Below are 16317 nucleotides of genomic sequence, written 5' to 3'. Positions count from 1 at the left end.
ACTCTCGCGCGCGGGCGCGGGCGAAGTCTCGAGAAGGAGGGCGTCCGGCAACGGGCCCACCCTCTCGGCAATCTCGCGGACGGGCCCGGACGAAGCCGCTGCCGGGCGGCCGGGCCAGGGCTTCCCGAACAGTCGGTCCGGCCCGGCGCCTGAAAACAGGCCATTGCCAAAAGGCCTGTCTGGCGTTATGGTAGAGTATTGTTTTATGCAGAAGAAAGGCGCTCCCGCTTTTTTCGCACAACACTCGCCCGACATGGGCGCGCCCTGTTTCCGGACAGGCCCCGGGCCACGCGGGCTGGCCCCTCCCCGAGGGAGCTCGGATCTTTGCCCTCGAGCCGGGGAACGCCGCCTCCCGGGCGTCGGAAGGAAGCCTGGACCACGCGTTGCGACCGTCCTTCCCCTGGGAAGACAGGCAATCCCGCCGCATTTTCAACCTTCGGAGCCCTCTTGTCGTTTCCATCCTTAACCATCGGCGACCTGCTCATTCCAAGGGCCGTCATACAGGGCGGCATGGGCGTAGGCATCTCCCTTTCCGGCCTGGCTTCCGCCGTGGCCGCATGCGGAGGTTTCGGCGTCATATCCGCAGCCGGCATCGGCATGAACGAGCCGGATTTCTCCTCCAATTACATATCCGCCAATAACAGGACTTTGACAAGGGAAATACGGGCCGCACGGGCCGCAACCACCGGGGCCCTCGGCGTCAACATCATGGTGGCCATGGCCAACTTCGCGGACCTGGTCAAAACGGCCATCAAGGAAAATGTGGACGCCATCTTTTCCGGAGCCGGACTGCCGCTCGACCTGCCAAGCTACCTGACCGAAGGCTCGAAGACCAAACTCGTGCCCATCGTGTCCTCGGCCCGGGCCGCCGTCATCCTCTGCAAGAAATGGCTGTCCCGCTTCGACCGCACCCCCGATGCCTTCGTGGTCGAAGGCCCCATGGCCGGCGGACACCTCGGCTTCAAGGCCGAGCAGATCGACGACCCCGACTTCTCCCTGGAGAAAATCGTGGCCGAGGTGGTCGCAGGGGTCAAACCCTACACCGCCCCCAACGGCCGGCCCATCCCGATCATCGCCGCCGGCGGCGTCTACACCGGCGCGGACATCCGACGCTTCATCAAGCTCGGCGCGGCCGGCGTCCAGATGGGCACCCGCTTCGTGGCCACCGACGAATGCGACGCCGACGACCGGTTCAAGCAAAGCTACATCGATGCCACCGAACAAGACGTGGTCATCATCAAAAGCCCGGTCGGCATGCCCGGACGGGCCATCCACAACGACTTCCTGACCAAGGCCGCCGAGGGTGAAAAAACACCTTCCTGCTGCCCCTATCGCTGCATCCACACCTGCGACTACACCAAAGCGCCCTACTGCATCACCCTGGCCCTGGCCAATGCCAAGAAAGGACGCTTCAACTACGGCTTCGCCTTTGCCGGCAAAAACGCCTGGCGCATCGACCGCGTCATGCCCGTGGCCGAACTCATGGACAGCCTCGTGGCCGAATACGAAGCCGCCGAAGCGCTGGACGCCACGGCGGCCCCGGCACCGGCCAAGGCCGTCGTACCCGCATAAATAAAACAAGAATGCCTCCGGCGGCCGGGGGGGATTTCCCCCCGGCCGCCCTGAGCGGGCCCTGCGGCCTCTTCTTGAAAATCCTGTCCGTAAAATTCCTTTAAACTCGCCCCGTCCCCGGGGCGACGGGCCTGTGTGGCCGGAATCGGGTTGGCGTGCTAGCTGGCTTTGCAGCCAGTGTCGCCAACCCGATTCCGGCCACACCGACGCACATCCGCCAACGCCCCCCACCCGCTTCCCACACTCCCGCCCACCCCGTTCGGGGGGTCCGGGGGGCGTGACGCCCCCCGGCCGCCGGAGGCATCTTTCCTTCCCCCCTTCCTTCTCCCTCTCCCCCTCCATCCCTCTTCTCCCTCAGCGCACGCGCCCCAGGTAGCAGAAGTACTGCCACAGGCCGCCGTAGGCCGGGCGGACCTCCTGGCGGACGGTGTCGAACCGGGCGGCCAGGACCGGGAGCAGGTGGCCGTCCAGGCGCACGTGGTTGACGCCCATCCAGGACCGGAACCAGCCGGCCCGGGTGTCGTGGAAATCGGCCACGGCCAGGAGGCCGCCCGGGGCGAGGTGGCGGGCGGCGGCATCGAGGGCGGCGTCCCAGCCGGGGTTGAACATGGTCAGCGCATAGGAAAAGACGATGCAGTCGGTCGCGGCCGGAGGCAGGCTGTCCGGGCCGTAGGCGGCGCAGACGAGGCAGGTGCGCGGGCTGGCCTTGGCGGTGGCCCGGCGCAGCATGGGCGGGCAGAGATCGATGCCGGTGAGGGCGGCCTCGGGGAGAAGCCGGGCCAGGGCGGCCAGATTGCGGCCCGTGCCGCAGCCGATTTCGGCGATGCGGGGGGCGGTGCGGACGGGAGCGGCCTGGAGGGCCGCGGCGGCCTGGCCAAGCAGCCGGTCGCGGCCGAAGAGAAAGCTCCAGCGGGTGGCGTCGTAGATACGGGCGTGCAGCCGGTAGTAGCGCTCCAGGGGATGGGGGGTGGCGGCGGCCGTCATGCCACCACCGCCAAGTGCTGGCTGCCGTAGGTGCCGACCCGGTCGGCGGCGTGGAGCGGCTCGGTCAGTTCCGGGAAAAACCGCAGCCTGGACCTGGCGGCCTGGGGCACGAAGGCGACGTCGAGGCCGGCCGTGCGCATGAGGATCTTGGTCCCGGGCGCGGCGCAGGAAAGGATGCGGTCCCATTCCTCGGCCAGGGCGGCCGGGGCGTGGCTGGCCAGCCAGTCCTGGTGGTCGAGGAGGACGAAGTGGGTGTAGGGGCCGGGATTCTTGGCGAGAAAGCCGGTCAGGGTGTCGGTGTGGGCGGCGAGAAGCGGCAGGCGGTCGCGGATGGCCGCAAAGCGGCTTTCCTTCAGGTATTCTGGGCAGCAGCGGCGGGTGTAGCGGCCGGTCAGGTAGACGCGCCAGAAGTAGTTCTCGGCCATGGGCGGGCCGGTGAAGACGTGGCGGACCTTGTCGCGGACGAAGCCTTCGAGGCCCCCCGGGTGGGAGTGGCGGATGAGGTCGATCTGGGGGCGCGGCACGCCAAGGAGGGCCATGGTCTCGGGCCGGCCGACCAGCCAGCGGCTCAGCCGGTCCCAGAAAACGGGCTCGATGGCGGCGAAGACCCGGCGCTGTTCTTCCGGGCTGCCGGCTTCGAGGAGCCGGGGGATGTTGCGGCGAAGGCCGGGCTTGAGCGCGCTTATGAGCCTGGAGAAGACGAAGGCGGCCAGGCCGGACGCGCCGTGGTAGTAGAAGGACCGCGACAGCCGGCCGGCCCGGAAGTAGCCGATGTGGCGGTCCCAGAAGGCGGCGGCGTAGGCCGGCAGGGTGTGGCGGATGCGGGCGTAGATGCCGGCGCAGGCCGGTCCCCCGCCCTCGCCGAAAAAGGCGTAGAGTTCCTCGAACGTCGCGTGGGCGAAGAGGGCCCGCTTGAGTTCCAGGAGGGCGTTTTGCCGGAAGTTGACGTCCACGCAGTCGACCCGGGCCGGACCGTCCAGGAGGTAGTCCAGGGCGTTGTCCCCGGCCGAGGTGATGACCACCACCCGGGAGTCGGGACCGAGGCCGAGGAGCCGCCGGTCCAGACGCGGGTCTTCCCAGCAGGTGTTGTAGACGAGGCTTTGGCCGTGGATGCTGCCGAAAAGGGCGTCCTGGACGCGGGTGGCGATTTTTTTTGTCATGGGCATGGGGGCGCGGGTTGGTTGGAAGAGGTGATTTTTGCCTGCCGCTTATACGGAAGCCGTGGCTGGAAACGGCGTCGGTCGGGTGACGGGAAGGCGACATTCCCCCTGCCGGCGGCTGCCCCGGCTCCGGCCATTGCCCCGGCCGGCCGCCTCTGGTAGAGCCGGCCCGGCGGCGGCGCGGGCGGACGCGCCGCGAACCCTGGCTGGGGCGGGGCGGCCCGATGGCCGATCGGGCGGGAGCGGACATGCTTGATCTTCTGAACGGATTTGCTTTTTCCCTGGATTTTTTCACGGCGCTCGTCAGCATCGTGGCCATCGACGTGGTCCTGGCCGGCGACAACGCCGTGGTCATCGCCCTGGCCGTGCGCAACCTTCCGCCACGGACCCGGGCCCGGGGCATCCTGCTCGGGGCCGGCGCGGCGGTCATCCTGCGGGTGGCCCTGACCTTTTTCGCGGCCAAGCTCCTGGACCTGCCGTACCTGAAGCTGGTCGGGGGCGGGCTTATCGCCTGGATCGCGGTGAAGCTTTTGACGGATGCGGCGGATGCGAAGGAAGGCAAGGCCTGCACCACGTTTTTCCAGGCCATGATCACCATCGTGGTGGCGGACCTGGTCATGTCCACGGACAACATCCTGGCCGTGGCCGGAGCGTCCCAGGGGAACCTGGCCCTTCTGATCTTCGGGCTCGGACTTTCGATCCCGTTCGTGGTCTTCGCCTCGAACGCCCTGTCCCGGATCATGGACCGCTATCCGGTCATCGTGGTGGTCGGCGCGGCCGTGCTCGGCAAGGTGGCGGCGGAGATGGTGCTGACCGACCCGTGGCTGGCCCCGCACCTGTCGCTTGGCCGCCCGGGCCTCTACGCCGGCGAGATCGTCGGCGCGGCGGGCGTGGTGGCGGTCGGCTGGCTGTGGCACCGGGCCGCCGCCAAGGGCTGCTGACCCCCTTTCGGGTGGGTCCGGGAGGGGGTGACCCCCTCCCGGCCGCCGGAGGCATCTTCGTCCGCCTCCTTCCCTACTCCCCAAGGCCGCCGATGCAGGTGTATTTGAGCACCGCGTACTCGTCGATGCCGTAGCGCGAGCCCTCGCGGCCAAGGCCGCTCTCCTTGACCCCGCCAAAGGGGGCCTCGGTGTTGGAAATGAGGCTCTCGTTGACGCCGACCATGCCGTATTCCAGGGCCCGGGACACCCGAAACGACCGGCCGAGGTCCCGGGTGTAGAAATAGGCGGCCAGGCCGTATTCGGTGTCGTTGGCCAGGGCCACGGCCTCGGCCTCGGTGTCGAACCGGAAGACCGGGGCGATGGGCCCGAAGATCTCCTCGCGGGCAAAGGCCATGTCCTGGGTGGCCCCGGCGATGACCGTCGGCTCGAAGAAGTTGCCGCCAAGGGCGTGGGGCCCCCCGCCGCAGACCACCCGGCCGCCCTTGGCCGTGGCGTCGGCCACCAGCGCCTGCATGTGCGCCAGCGCCTTGCCGTCGATGAGCGGGCCCTGGGTCACGCCCGGCGCCTGGCCGTCGCCGACCGTAAGGCCGGCCACGGCCTCGGCCAGCTTGGCCACGAAGGCGTCGTGGATGCCGGCCTGGACGTAGAAGCGGTTGGCGCAGATGCAGGTCTGGCCGGAGTTGCGGTACTTGGTGGCCATGGCCCCGGCCACGGCCGCGTCCAGGTCCGCGTCGTCAAAGACCAGGAACGGCGCGTTGCCGCCGAGTTCCATGGAGACCTTCTTGACCGTGCCGGCGCACTTGGCCAAAAGCTTCTTGCCGATCTCGGTGGACCCGGTGAAGGAGAGCTTGCGCACGACGGGATTCTCGGTCAGCTCGTCGCCGATGGCCCGGGAGTCGCCGGTCAGGATGTTGACCACGCCGGCCGGGATGCCGGCCCTGCCCGCCAGTTCGCCGAGGGCCAGGGCGGAAAAGGGCGTCATGGAGGCCGGCTTGACCACCACCGGGCAGCCGATGGCCAGCGCCGGGCCGACCTTGCGGGCGATCATGGCCGTGGGGAAGTTCCAGGGGGTGACGATGCCGCACACGCCGACCGGCTCCCGGGTGACCAGGATCCGGCGTCCGGCCCAGGGGGCCGGCACCACGTCGCCGTAGGCCCGGCGGGCCTCCTCGGCGAACCACCGGATGAAGCTCGCGCTGTAGGCGATCTCCCCGGCCGCTTCGGCCAGGGGCTTGCCCTGCTCCAGGGTCATGAGCCGGGCCAGGTCGTCCTTGGCGGCCAGGATCAGGTCGTGCCAGCGCAAAAGCGCGTTGGCCCGCTCCAGGGCGGTCAGGGCCCGCCAGGCCGGCCAGGCCTTCCCCGCCGCCTCGATGGCCCGGGCCGTTTCGGCCCGGCCGCATTTGGGCACCTGGCCTATGGTCTGGCCCGTGGCCGGGTTGTCCACCGCGATTTTTCCGCCGCCGTCGGCCTGGACCCACTGCCCGCCGATCAGACAGGCCTCTCTCCAAAGCTCCGTATCCTGCAACATGCGTTTCCTCCTTGCCCCTCCCGCGTCCCTTTCCGGCTGGCGGAGAGGCGGTGGCTTCCTGTATTCACGAACCTGCCGTGTGTCAAAAAAGGCACAACAAAGTCCGCCAAAGCTTTTTGCGGCCCAAACGGGGCAAAAGGCCCTTTTCCGGGGCCCAGGCCGTCCCGGCTGCGGTTTTGCAGGCTCCCGGGCTCCGGCCTGGCCGTTGAAAAAAAAATTTCCCCGGGCCGGGAGAGGCTCCTTCTACAATTCTGTCGGCGGCCTCCCTACAATTTTGTCTTCGGGTACTTTCCCTTTTCAAAAAGACGTGGAGATTCAGGCTCTTTCCCGCTGGCCCGGACTTTGCTTAGTCCCGCTGTGCCCGACAATTGGTGACCGGATAAAAGGAGCGTTATGGAACAGGCCATTTTCGAGGAACGGCGTGACCAGATCCACCGCACGGGCGAGGGGCCTTTCGAGCTGGCCTGCAACCGGGACAGCCTGGCCGGGGCCGTTTCCCAGCGGGCCTGCGTGTTCTGCGGCTCGCGGGTGGTCCTCTACCCCATCGCCGACGCCCTGCACCTGGTGCACGGCCCCATCGGCTGCGCGGTCTACACCTGGGACATCCGGGGCGCCCTGTCGTCGGGCCCCGAGCTCCACCGCCTGAGCTTTTCCACCGACCTCCAGGAAAAAGACGTCATCTTCGGCGGCGAGAAAAAGCTCAAGGCCGCCCTGCTGGAACTGATCGAGCGCCACAAGCCCAACGCCGCCTTTGTCTACGCCACCTGCATCGTCGGCATCATCGGCGACGACGTGGCCGCCATCTGCCGCGACGTGGCCGCGACCACCGGCATCCCGGTCATCCCGGTCCAGTCCGAAGGGTTCAAGGGCAACAAGCGCGAAGGCTACGCCGCGGCCTGCAAGGCCATGTTCACCCTGGCCGGCACCGGCGACACCTCGGCCATAAGCCCCCTGTCCCTCAATATTTTGGGCGACTTCAACCTGGCCGGCGAGATCTGGATCATCCGGGAATATTTCGAGAAGATGGGCATCGAGGTGGTGGCCAACATCACGGGCGACGGCCGGGTGGCCGACATCAAGCGCTGCCACGGCGCGGCCCTCAATGTGGTCCAGTGCTCCGGGGCCACCATGGAACTGGCCCAGATGATGAAAGAGAAGTTCGGCACGCCGTTTCTGCGGGTCTCCTACCTCGGCATCGAGGACATGGCCGACTCGCTCTACGCCGTGGCCGACCACTTCAAGCACCTCGATCCGGCCATCGTCGAGCGGACCCAGAAGCTGGTGCGCGAGGAACTGTCCGAGCTTTTGCCGAAGCTTTGCGAATACCGCAAGGATCTGGAAGGCAAGAAGGTGGCCATCTACGTCGGCGGCGCCTTCAAGGCCTTCTCGCTGATAAAGGCCTTCCGCCACCTCGGCATGCAGGTGGTCCTGGTCGGGTCCCAGACCGGCACCAAGGAAGACTACGAGGAGCTGGCCGCCATCTGCGACCCGGGCACGGTCATCGTGGACGACTCCAACCCGCTGGAACTGTCCAAGTATGTCCGGGAGCTCGACGTGGACCTCTTCGTCGGCGGGGTCAAGGAACGGCCCATCGCCCACAAGCTCGGGGTCGGCTTTTGCGACCACAACCACGAGCGCAAGGAAGCCCTCGAAGGCTTTGTCGGCATGCTCAATTTCGCCAGGGAAGTCCACGCTTCGGCCACCAGCCCCATCTGGCGCTTCGTGCCCCGGCGCGAGGCCCTGGCCAAGGCCGCGGCCAACGCCATGGGAGAAAGCAAATGAGCGATTCGCCCTACGTCTCCACCACCAACGCCTGCAAGCTCTGCACACCCCTTGGCGCGGCCATCGCCTTCCGGGGCGTGGAGGGGGCCATTCCCTTCCTCCACGGCTCCCAGGGCTGCGCCACCTACATGCGCCGCTACATCATCAGCCATTTCCGCGAGCCCATGGACATCGCCTCCTCGGCCCTCGGCGAGAAGCAGGCCGTCTTTGGCGGCGGCCCGAACCTCAAAAAGGGCATCTTAAACGTCATGTCCAAGTACGGGGCCACGGTGGTCGGCGTGGCCTCGACCTGCCTGACCGAGACCATCGGCGACGACGTGCCGCGCCTTCTGGCCGAATTCAAAAAGGAATTCGCCGACCTGCCCCTGCCGGAAATCGTCCATGTCTCCACCCCGAGCTACTCCGGCACCCACATGGAAGGCTGGCATGCGGCCGTGGCCGCCCTGGCCGGCCAGCTGGTGCGGGAAAAGGCTCCGGCCGAACGGCGGGTGAACCTCATCCCCGGCTTCGTCTCCCCGGCCGACCTGCGCTATTTCAAGGAGATCCTGGCCGACTACGGCTTGGCCGCGACCGTCCTGCCGGACATCTCCGAGACCCTCGACCGGCCGGCGCTCCTGGACTACGAAAAGCTGCCGGCCGGCGGCACGAAGCTCGCCGACATCCAGGCCATGTCCGGGGCCTTGGGCACCATCGAGTGCGGCCGGGCCGACCACCTGGCCGAGACCGCCGGGGCGGGCCTGGCCCGCCGGTTTGGCGTCCCCAACCACCGCCTCGGCATCCCCATCGGCATCCGCGAGACCGACGCCTTTTTCGAGGCCCTGGAGCAGATCACCGGCACCCCCATGCCGGCCAAGTACGCCGACGAGCGCGGCCGGCTGGTCGACGCCTACGTGGACGGCCACAAGTACGTGGCCGGGAAACGGGCCATCGTCTACGGCGAAGAGGACTTCGTCATTGCCATGGTGGCCTTCCTGGCCGAAATCGGGGTCAAGCCCATCCTGGCCGCCACCGGCGCCACCTGCAAGAATTTCAAGGCCGCCCTGGCCGCAGTGACGGCCGGCATTCTGCCCGAACCGCCCGAGGCCCGGGAAGGCGTCGATTTCTTTGATATCGCCGAACAGGCCGAGCACCTGGCCCCGGACCTCCTCGTCGGGCACAGCAAGGGCTACCGCTACGCCAAATCCATGAACGTGCCGCTCATGCGGGTCGGCTTCCCCATCCACGACCGCTTCGGCGGCCAGCGGATGCTCCACGTCGGCTACCGGGGCACCCAGGCCCTCTTCGACCTTCTGGTCAACACTCTCTTGGAACGCAAGCAGGAAGACAGCGCCGTGGGCTACGGCTATCTCTAAAGGAGCGAGACATGACCACCACCAAGGACCTCTCCAAGCACCCCTGCTTCAACAGGGAATCCGCCGGCTCCTGCGGCCGGGTCCACCTGCCCGTGGCCCCCAAGTGCAACATCATGTGCAACTTCTGCAACCGCAAATACGATTGCGTCAGCGAATCGCGCCCGGGCGTCACCAGCGCCGTGCTGACCCCGGAGCAGGCCGTCCTCTACATGGACAAGGTCCTTGAAAAAGAGCCGCGCATCACCGTCTGCGGCATTGCCGGCCCGGGCGACCCCATGGCCAATCCCGAGGCTCTGGAGACGGTGCGGCTTTTGAAAGACAAGTACCCGCAGATGCTTTTCTGCCTGTCCACCAACGGCCTGGCCCTGCCGGCCCATGCCGCCGAACTGGCCGAACTCGGCGTCACCCACGTGACCGTGACCGTCAATGCCGTGGACCCGAAGATCGGCGCGAAAATCTACTCCTGGGCCCGGGACGGCAAGGTCATCCACCGGGGCGAGGCCGCGGCCAGGCTCCTGCTCGAACGCCAGATCGAGGGCATAAAGATCCTCAAGGCGAAGGGTGTGATCGTCAAATCGAACACCATCGTCATCCCGGGCGTCAACGACCACCACGTGCTCGAAGTGTCCAAGGTCCTCTCGGAACTGGGGGTGGACATCCAGAACATCATGCCGATCTTCCCGGTGGCCGACACGCCCTTTGCCGAGGTGGAGGCGCCCTCCTCCGAGATGATAAAAGACCTGCGGGAAAAGGCCGGCGGCCTCGTGCCCCAGATGAGCCATTGCCGGCGGTGCCGGGCCGACGCGGTCGGGCTTCTCTGCAACGACCGGTCGGGCGAGCTGGCCCCGCTGCTCGGCGAATGTTCCCGCACCGCGCCCGGCGCGGACCTGGAGAAGCGGCCCTACGTGGCCGTGGCCACCCGGGAGGGCATGCTCGTCAACATGCACCTCGGCGAAGCCCACAAGTTCCAGATCTGGAAGCAGGAGGCCGTCGGGTTCTCGTTCGTCGAGGACCGGTGGGCCCCGGACCCGGGCGCCGGTCCCAAGCGGTGGGAGGAGCTGGCCAAGGTCCTGTCCGACTGCCGGGCCGTGCTGGTCGCCGCCTACGGCGAGACGCCGCGCAAGGTCCTGTCCGCCTCCGGCATCCTGCCCTACGAATGCTCGGGCTTCCTGGAAACCGCCCTGGCCGAGGTCTACGGCTCCGGCGACCTGTCGCTTTTAAAAAGCCGCAAGAAGGGCCTCGGCAAGGCCTGCTGCGGCAGCGGGGGCGGCGGCGGCGAAGGCTGCGGCTGATCCCCGTCCCTCCCCTTCCGGCAGACCGGCCCGGGCGCGACGCTGCCACGCCGCGCCCGGGCCGGTTCCCTTTTTTTGACACGCCAGCCGGCACGGTGTAGGCTTGCGGCCAATCGCGCAGCATCACCCTCGCTCCTGGCACGCGGCCGCCTTCCATCCGCACGGGCCGCGCCACGAAGAAACTCCAAGCCCATCGATCCACGCTTGTCTTCGTTGATCGACGAGACGGCGCAGCCATGGGAAACGCTCCCTCAGACACGGCTTCCACGGAAGGCGGGCGGCAGCCGACGCTCCAGGCCGCTCCACCGGAACCCTGCCGCATCCTCGGCGTCTACGTCCTGACCAAGGCCGCCCAGACCGGCCACGGCGCGACCGCCCGGACCTACGCCCAGGAAACCCGCTGGTTCGTGCGGCGCATGGGCGACGAAGACTACAGCCTCCAGGCCTTAAACGCCAATTCCATCCCCTCCGGGCCGACCACGACCATCACCAAGGGCGAGCTGGCCCGAAACTACCGGCCCGAACCCGGGTACTACGAAAAACGGTGCCTGCCGTTTATCGAATCGCTCAAAAAGAAGATCGCCCTGGCCGAGAAGCACCTGTCCGAGGACGACCTGGACGGTGCGGAAAAGGAATTCTGCAAGGCGCTTTTGCTCGACGAGAAAAATCCCGAGGCCAACATCGCACTCGGCAAGATCCACCTCCAGAAAGGCGACGGCAGGAAGCTGGCCGCGGCCCTGCGGCGCATCTTCGACATCGACGCCCTGTTCCAGGAGGAGGAGCGCCACCTTTTTAACGACTTCGGCATGCGCCTGCGCAAGGAAGGCCACTTCACCGAGGCCATGGCCTTTTACGGCAAGGCCGTGGAGCGAAACGGGGCCGACCCGCACCTGCACTTCAACATCGCCCGGGTCCTGGCCGACGCCGGGGACACGGACGCGGCCAGGACCCATCTGGAAGAGGCCCTGGCCCTTTCCCCGGACTTCACCGAAGCCAGGCGTTTTCTGGCTCACCTCGGGGACGGCGGGACCGGGCCGGTCGCTGGCGACGCAAAAACCGCCGACACCCACGACGACGCGCCCCTGCCCGACATCACGGCCAAGGGCCGGGTCGGGTCATGACCGCCCCCCTGGCCGCCGGATTCCACTGTCCGCCCGGCACCAAGATGCTCCTCGAAGTGGCCGGCTACGGGGACAAGCTGGCCACGGCCTGCGTGGGCCATGCCCGGGGCCGGTTCGTGGTGGTGCAGATGCCGGGGCAGGCCGACTCCGGCCGCGACGCCCTCTACCAGATGCTCGCCCCGGACAACGCCGCCATCGTCCGCTACCTGCACGAGGGCACGGTGGTCGGTTTCTCCGCCCGGATCATCAAATGGATCCAGGTGCCTTTTCCGCTGGTCTTCCTGACCTATCCGGCCCGGCTCGAATCCCACGACCTGCGCCGCCACCCGCGCGTCTCCTGCTGCCTGCCGGGCAAGGCCGGCCTCGGCGGCGCGGCCGTCGCCGGCATGATCCTCGACCTCAGCCTGTCGGGGTGCCAGTTCTCGGTCCTTCACGACGAAAAGACGCCGGCCGTGGCCATCGACGACAAGGTCGGGCTTTCCTGCGCCCTGTTCGGGGCGCCGTCGCCGGAGTTGTCCTGTTCGGTCAAGCGGGTCGCCCTGTCCGGCCGGCGGCTCGAGATCGGACTCAAGTTCCTGGACGTGCCGGCCCAGACCCGGGACGCGTTGACCCTGTACCTGCAGACCGCCCTGTCCGTGCTCGGCTAGTGCCGCGTTCTCGAAATTCGTGCCTGCGAATTTCGAGAATAACATATTTAAATGCTTATTTTTTAGCGAATGCCACCCTCGGCCCGCCCCGGCTTGCGACAAAAACGTGGCAAGACCCTTCGTTTTTTGCGCTCCGCAGCCGCAGCCTCCCTGGCGTCCGAAAATTTCCCTGCAATTCAAAGCCGTAAGCATGGCATCCCTTTTGCTCTACCTCCCGCAAACCAGCCGGAGGTCCCCATGTTCGCCACCCTGGCCCTGATGCCCCTGACGCTGCTCGCCGTGTCCTTTTGTCTCTGTGTCGTCCCCGTTCCCTGCCCCCTGTCCCGTGACGTGGCGTGGCGGCAACGGGATCGGCCCTGGAGCCGGCCCTGCCCCCAGCCGGGCCACTCTCACTTGAAATTGAAAAGGGGTAACAGCAAAATCGGCAGTCCTGACTGCAATGGGAGGACGGTCCAACGCAATCCATGCGGCCAGACAGGCAAGTGACACCGCTTTCCGGAAAAACGTGAGCCTCTATACATTGCACCATCCTTTCCCTATCCTTGCCAAACGATCGAACGATGCGGACGGCTACGCGCGCCACGAAACCGGACACCGCACGCCCCGCGCCACGAGAGAACAAACCGCATGCTCGACGCCAATGCCCTGCCGCCGCTCCTCCTGACCCTCAAGGTCGCCACCCTGGCCACGGCCCTGGCCACCGTGCCGGCCGTGGCCCTGGCCCGGTTCGCCCAGATCCGGGACTTCCCCGGCCGCGACCTGGCCGACGCCGTCCTGACCCTGCCCATGGTACTGCCGCCGACCGTGCTCGGCTACTACATCATCGTGCTGCTCGGCCGGCGGGGCGTCTTTGGCGCCTACCTGTGGGAGACCTTCGGGGTGTCGATCATGTTCACCTGGGAGGGCGCGGTCATCGCCGCCGCGGTGGTGGCCTTTCCCCTGGTCTACCGGTCGGCCCGGGCGGCCTTCGAGGGCGTGGACGGCAACCTGGAGAACGCGGCCAGGACCCTTGGGGCCACGGAAATCGCCATCTTTTTCCGGGTGTCCCTGCCGCTGGCCCTGCGGGGCCTCATTGCCGGGGTCATGCTGGCCCTGGCCCGGGCCATGGGCGAATTCGGGGCCACCCTCATGGTGGCCGGCAACCTGCCCGGCAAGACCCAGACCCTGTCGCTGGCCGTCTACAGCGCCACCCAGGCCGGCAACGACGGGCTGGCCAACGAACTGGTGCTCCTTATTTCCGTGGTCTGCGTGGCCCTGCTCGTGATCGTGGCCAAGATCGTCAAACCCAAAGCCTGAAGGAAGGAGGATGTCTGCGATGCGTAAACTGCTGCTCACCCTGGCCCTGGTCCTGGCCCTGGCCGTGCCCGCCCGGGCCGCCGACCTGACCGTGTCCGCGGCCGCCAGCCTGACCGACGCCTTCAATGAATTGAAACCGCTTTTTGCCAAGGACCACCCGGGCGTGAACGTGGTCTTCAACTTCGCCGCCTCCGGCACGCTCCTGTCCCAGATGGAGCAGGGCGCCCCGGTCGACGTCTTCGCCTCGGCCGACCAGAAGACCATGGACCAGGCCGTGGAGAAAAAGCTCATCGACACGGCCACCCGGGCCAACTTCGCCCAGAACGCCCTGGTCCTTGGCGTGCCGGCCGGCAATCCGGCCAAGGTCAAGGACCTGGCCTCGCTTGCCACGCCCGGCGTCAGGCACATCGCCGTCGGCAACCCCGACTCCGTGCCCGTCGGCCGCTACACCAAGGCCGCCCTGTCCAAGGCCGGCGCCTGGGACGGCATCGTCCCCAAGCTGGTTTTGGCCGAATCCGTGCGCCAGGTCCTCGACTACCTCTCGCGGGGCGAGGTCGACGCCGGCTTCGTCTACGCCACCGACGCCAAGCAGGGCGGGGACAAGGTCAAGGTCGTGGCCGAGGTGCCGGTGGAGACGCCGGTCAGCTACCCCATCGCGGTCCTGGCCGGCTCGGCCGACAGGAAGGACGCCGCCGCCTTCGTGGCCTTTGTCAAAGGCCCCAAGGGCCAGGAAATCCTGGCCAAGTACGGTTTCAAAAAGCCTTAACCCCCACGGTTCCCCCGGCGGCCCGGCCGCCGGGGGAACCCGGCCACCCGGCCGAAAACCGGCCCGGCCCCGGAGACGCCCCATGCGCATCACCGTCGCCATCCACAAAGCCTACCACGCGGCCAGCCGGGACTTTCACCTGGACGCCTCCTTTGCCACCACCGACAACCGGGTGGTCCTGTTCGGTCCGTCCGGCTCGGGCAAGACCCTGACACTTCGGGCCATTGCCGGGCTCATGCGCCCGGACGCCGGCTCCATCAGCCTGGACGGCCGGGTCCTTTGCGACACGGACAAGCGGCTTTGCCTGCCGCCGCGCGAACGCAACATCGGCTACGTCTTCCAGGACTACGCCCTTTTTCCCCACCTGACCGTGCGCCAGAACGTGGCCTTCGGCCTGACCCCGCTTTTCGGACGGCTCTCCCGGGAAGCCGCCGACCGGGTGGCCTCGACCATGGACCTCTTCGGCATCGCCTCCCTGGCCGAGGTCCGGCCGTCGCGGATCTCCGGCGGCCAGCGCCAGCGCGTGGCCCTGGCCCGGGCCCTGGTCGGCGAGCCCAGGGCACTCCTCCTCGACGAACCGTTTTCCGCCCTGGACATCCCGTTGCGCCAGCGGGTCCGGGTCGAGCTGGCCGGCATCCTCAATCGCCTGGACATTCCGCTGGTCATGGTCACCCACGACCCGGCCGACGTGGCCTTTTTCGGCGGCGACGTGGTCCGCTACGCCGACGGCAAGGTCCTCGACATGCAGCCCGCCGAAGCCATGCGCCGCTCCATGGTCCGCGTGGCCTGAGGCGGAAGAAAAGGACGCGGAAGGACGGGGAGATGGCCCCGGCGGCCAAAGGGCTCTCGCCCTTTGGAATCCCGGGAGGGGAAGACCGGAATGGCGGAAGCCCTTCCCTTGAGTGTGACGCTTGAGGAAACGGACCGCGTTGACGGGTGGGCGGGGGAGGCGTAACCAGCCTGCAATGAACACCCACCCCAACAGCAGGGCGTCTTATGCCTAATTTCAACGACCTCGCCGCGACGTATACCCCGATCACCACCTCCAACCTGGATGCCGTCCTGGCCGTGGTGTCCGACGCCGCCTACCGCGACGGCGCCTCCCTGGTCACGGGCCTCACGGCAAGCGGCCTTGGCCAGCTCGACCTGACCGGGAGCGGCACCGGCACCTACGTGGCCGGCAACGCCGCCTTCGACGCCTGGACCACGACCGTCAACGGCGAGCCCGCCGCCATCATCGCCTTCCGGGGCACGGACGACGTCGACGCCGCCAGCGGAACCAGCGCCGCCCTCGGCAGCGCCGACGCCGCCTACTGGCTGGACACCACCGGCTATTACGACCTGCTCGCCACCGGCGTCGCGGCCTTCGACGCCACGGTCTCCTCCCTTGGCATCGACCAGGTCTACGTCACCGGCCACAGCCTCGGCGGCGCGGCCGCCCAGGCCTACATGGCCGACCACGCCGACACGGCCCAGGCCGACTACCAAGCCGTGGTCTACGGGTCGCTCGGCCTGTCCGGCGGCGACGGGACCTGGGACACGGATGCGCGCGTGACAGCCTTTGCCGCTCCCTCGGACGTCTCCACCGCCCTTGGCGTCCAGACCGCCGGCCTGACGCTTACCGTGGAGACCGGGACATCGAGCGTCGGCTCCGGCCCGGACCTGTCGGCGCTTTTGAGCGACCCGTCGGCGTTTCTGGCCGCCCATTCCATCAGCCTCTACGCCGACGACGCCGCCCGCTACGACGCCATGCTGGCCGGCATCCCGGCGACCGACGTCACCACCTTCGTCTCGGCCACCGCCAGCCTCGACGGCCTGACCCTGACCGTGTCCCCGCTCGGCTAGGCCTTTTCCACCCGCTCCCGGGGCCTTCGGC

Annotated in this window: 14 protein-coding genes; 11 read left to right on the top strand and 3 right to left on the bottom strand. The window is 67.8% G+C overall.

The annotated features are described in order from the left end of the window. The first annotated feature begins 447 nt into the window (after positions 1 to 447). Positions 448 to 1572, top strand: a complete 1125-nt coding sequence (locus tag DFW101_RS17010) for an NAD(P)H-dependent flavin oxidoreductase (RefSeq protein ID WP_009182753.1) — start codon at positions 448 to 450, stop codon at positions 1570 to 1572. 354 nt (positions 1573 to 1926) lie between these two features. Here the strand turns inward: DFW101_RS17010 and DFW101_RS17005 are convergent, their stop codons facing one another. After that, complete coding sequence (locus DFW101_RS17005) at positions 1927 to 2556, bottom strand: class I SAM-dependent methyltransferase (protein ID WP_009182752.1); 630 nt, start codon at positions 2554 to 2556, stop codon at positions 1927 to 1929. Continuing rightward, the gene (locus tag DFW101_RS17000) at positions 2553 to 3722 is read right to left on the bottom strand and encodes a BtaA family protein (RefSeq protein WP_009182751.1); all 1170 of its coding nucleotides are present in this window, start codon (positions 3720 to 3722) and stop codon (positions 2553 to 2555) included. The genes DFW101_RS17005 and DFW101_RS17000 overlap by 4 nt, the downstream gene beginning before the upstream one ends. Positions 3723 to 3964: 242 nt before the next feature. On the opposite strand from DFW101_RS17000, the gene DFW101_RS16995 reads away from it, so the two are divergent. Further along, positions 3965 to 4657, top strand: a complete 693-nt coding sequence (locus tag DFW101_RS16995; protein ID WP_009182750.1) for a TerC family protein — start codon at positions 3965 to 3967, stop codon at positions 4655 to 4657. 73 nt (positions 4658 to 4730) lie between these two features. Here DFW101_RS16995 and DFW101_RS16990 read toward each other — a convergent pair whose 3' ends face one another. After that, entirely contained in the window at positions 4731 to 6185 is a 1455-nt protein-coding gene (locus DFW101_RS16990) for an NAD-dependent succinate-semialdehyde dehydrogenase (RefSeq protein WP_009182749.1), read from the bottom strand. 393 nt (positions 6186 to 6578) lie between these two features. Between DFW101_RS16990 and nifE the strand changes: the two genes are divergently transcribed. From nifE to DFW101_RS16945, 9 genes are all read left to right on the top strand, one after another. Then, on the top strand, positions 6579 to 7967 hold the full coding sequence (nifE, locus tag DFW101_RS16985) for a nitrogenase iron-molybdenum cofactor biosynthesis protein NifE (protein ID WP_009182748.1): 1389 nt from the start codon (positions 6579 to 6581) through the stop codon (positions 7965 to 7967). Beyond that, a complete protein-coding gene (locus DFW101_RS16980; protein ID WP_009182747.1) occupies positions 7964 to 9319 on the top strand; it encodes a nitrogenase component 1 in 1356 nt (451 codons plus the stop codon). Before nifE ends, DFW101_RS16980 begins: the two co-directional genes overlap by 4 nt. An 11-nt stretch (positions 9320 to 9330) precedes the next feature. After that, positions 9331 to 10611 carry a radical SAM protein gene (locus tag DFW101_RS16975; protein WP_009182746.1) on the top strand — a complete coding sequence of 427 codons (1281 nt, stop codon included), beginning with the start codon at positions 9331 to 9333 and terminating at the stop codon, positions 10609 to 10611. 236 nt (positions 10612 to 10847) lie between these two features. After that, positions 10848 to 11732 (top strand): tetratricopeptide repeat protein, encoded by an 885-nt coding sequence (locus DFW101_RS16970; RefSeq protein ID WP_009182745.1) that lies wholly within the window; start codon positions 10848 to 10850, stop codon positions 11730 to 11732. Beyond that, complete coding sequence (locus tag DFW101_RS16965) at positions 11729 to 12379, top strand: flagellar brake domain-containing protein (RefSeq protein ID WP_009182744.1); 651 nt, start codon at positions 11729 to 11731, stop codon at positions 12377 to 12379. The genes DFW101_RS16970 and DFW101_RS16965 overlap by 4 nt, the downstream gene beginning before the upstream one ends. A gap of 627 nt (positions 12380 to 13006) precedes the next feature. Next, positions 13007 to 13675 (top strand): molybdate ABC transporter permease subunit, encoded by a 669-nt coding sequence (gene modB, locus DFW101_RS16960; protein WP_009182742.1) that lies wholly within the window; start codon positions 13007 to 13009, stop codon positions 13673 to 13675. Positions 13676 to 13694: 19 nt separating this feature from the next. Beyond that, positions 13695 to 14441 (top strand): molybdate ABC transporter substrate-binding protein, encoded by a 747-nt coding sequence (gene modA / locus DFW101_RS16955; protein WP_009182741.1) that lies wholly within the window; start codon positions 13695 to 13697, stop codon positions 14439 to 14441. An 82-nt stretch (positions 14442 to 14523) separates the two neighbouring features. Next, a complete protein-coding gene (locus DFW101_RS16950; protein WP_009182740.1) occupies positions 14524 to 15231 on the top strand; it encodes an ABC transporter ATP-binding protein in 708 nt (235 codons plus the stop codon). Positions 15232 to 15437: 206 nt separating this feature from the next. Continuing rightward, on the top strand, positions 15438 to 16286 hold the full coding sequence (locus DFW101_RS16945) for an alpha/beta hydrolase family protein (RefSeq protein ID WP_009182739.1): 849 nt from the start codon (positions 15438 to 15440) through the stop codon (positions 16284 to 16286). Positions 16287 to 16317: the final 31 nt, after the last annotated feature.

Source organism: Solidesulfovibrio carbinoliphilus subsp. oakridgensis (assembly GCF_000177215.2).
Classification (GTDB): Bacteria; Desulfobacterota; Desulfovibrionia; order Desulfovibrionales; family Desulfovibrionaceae; genus Solidesulfovibrio; species Solidesulfovibrio carbinoliphilus.
The sequence above is the reverse complement of the archived record's forward strand: the minus strand, read 5'-3'. Positions and strand labels throughout refer to the sequence as shown.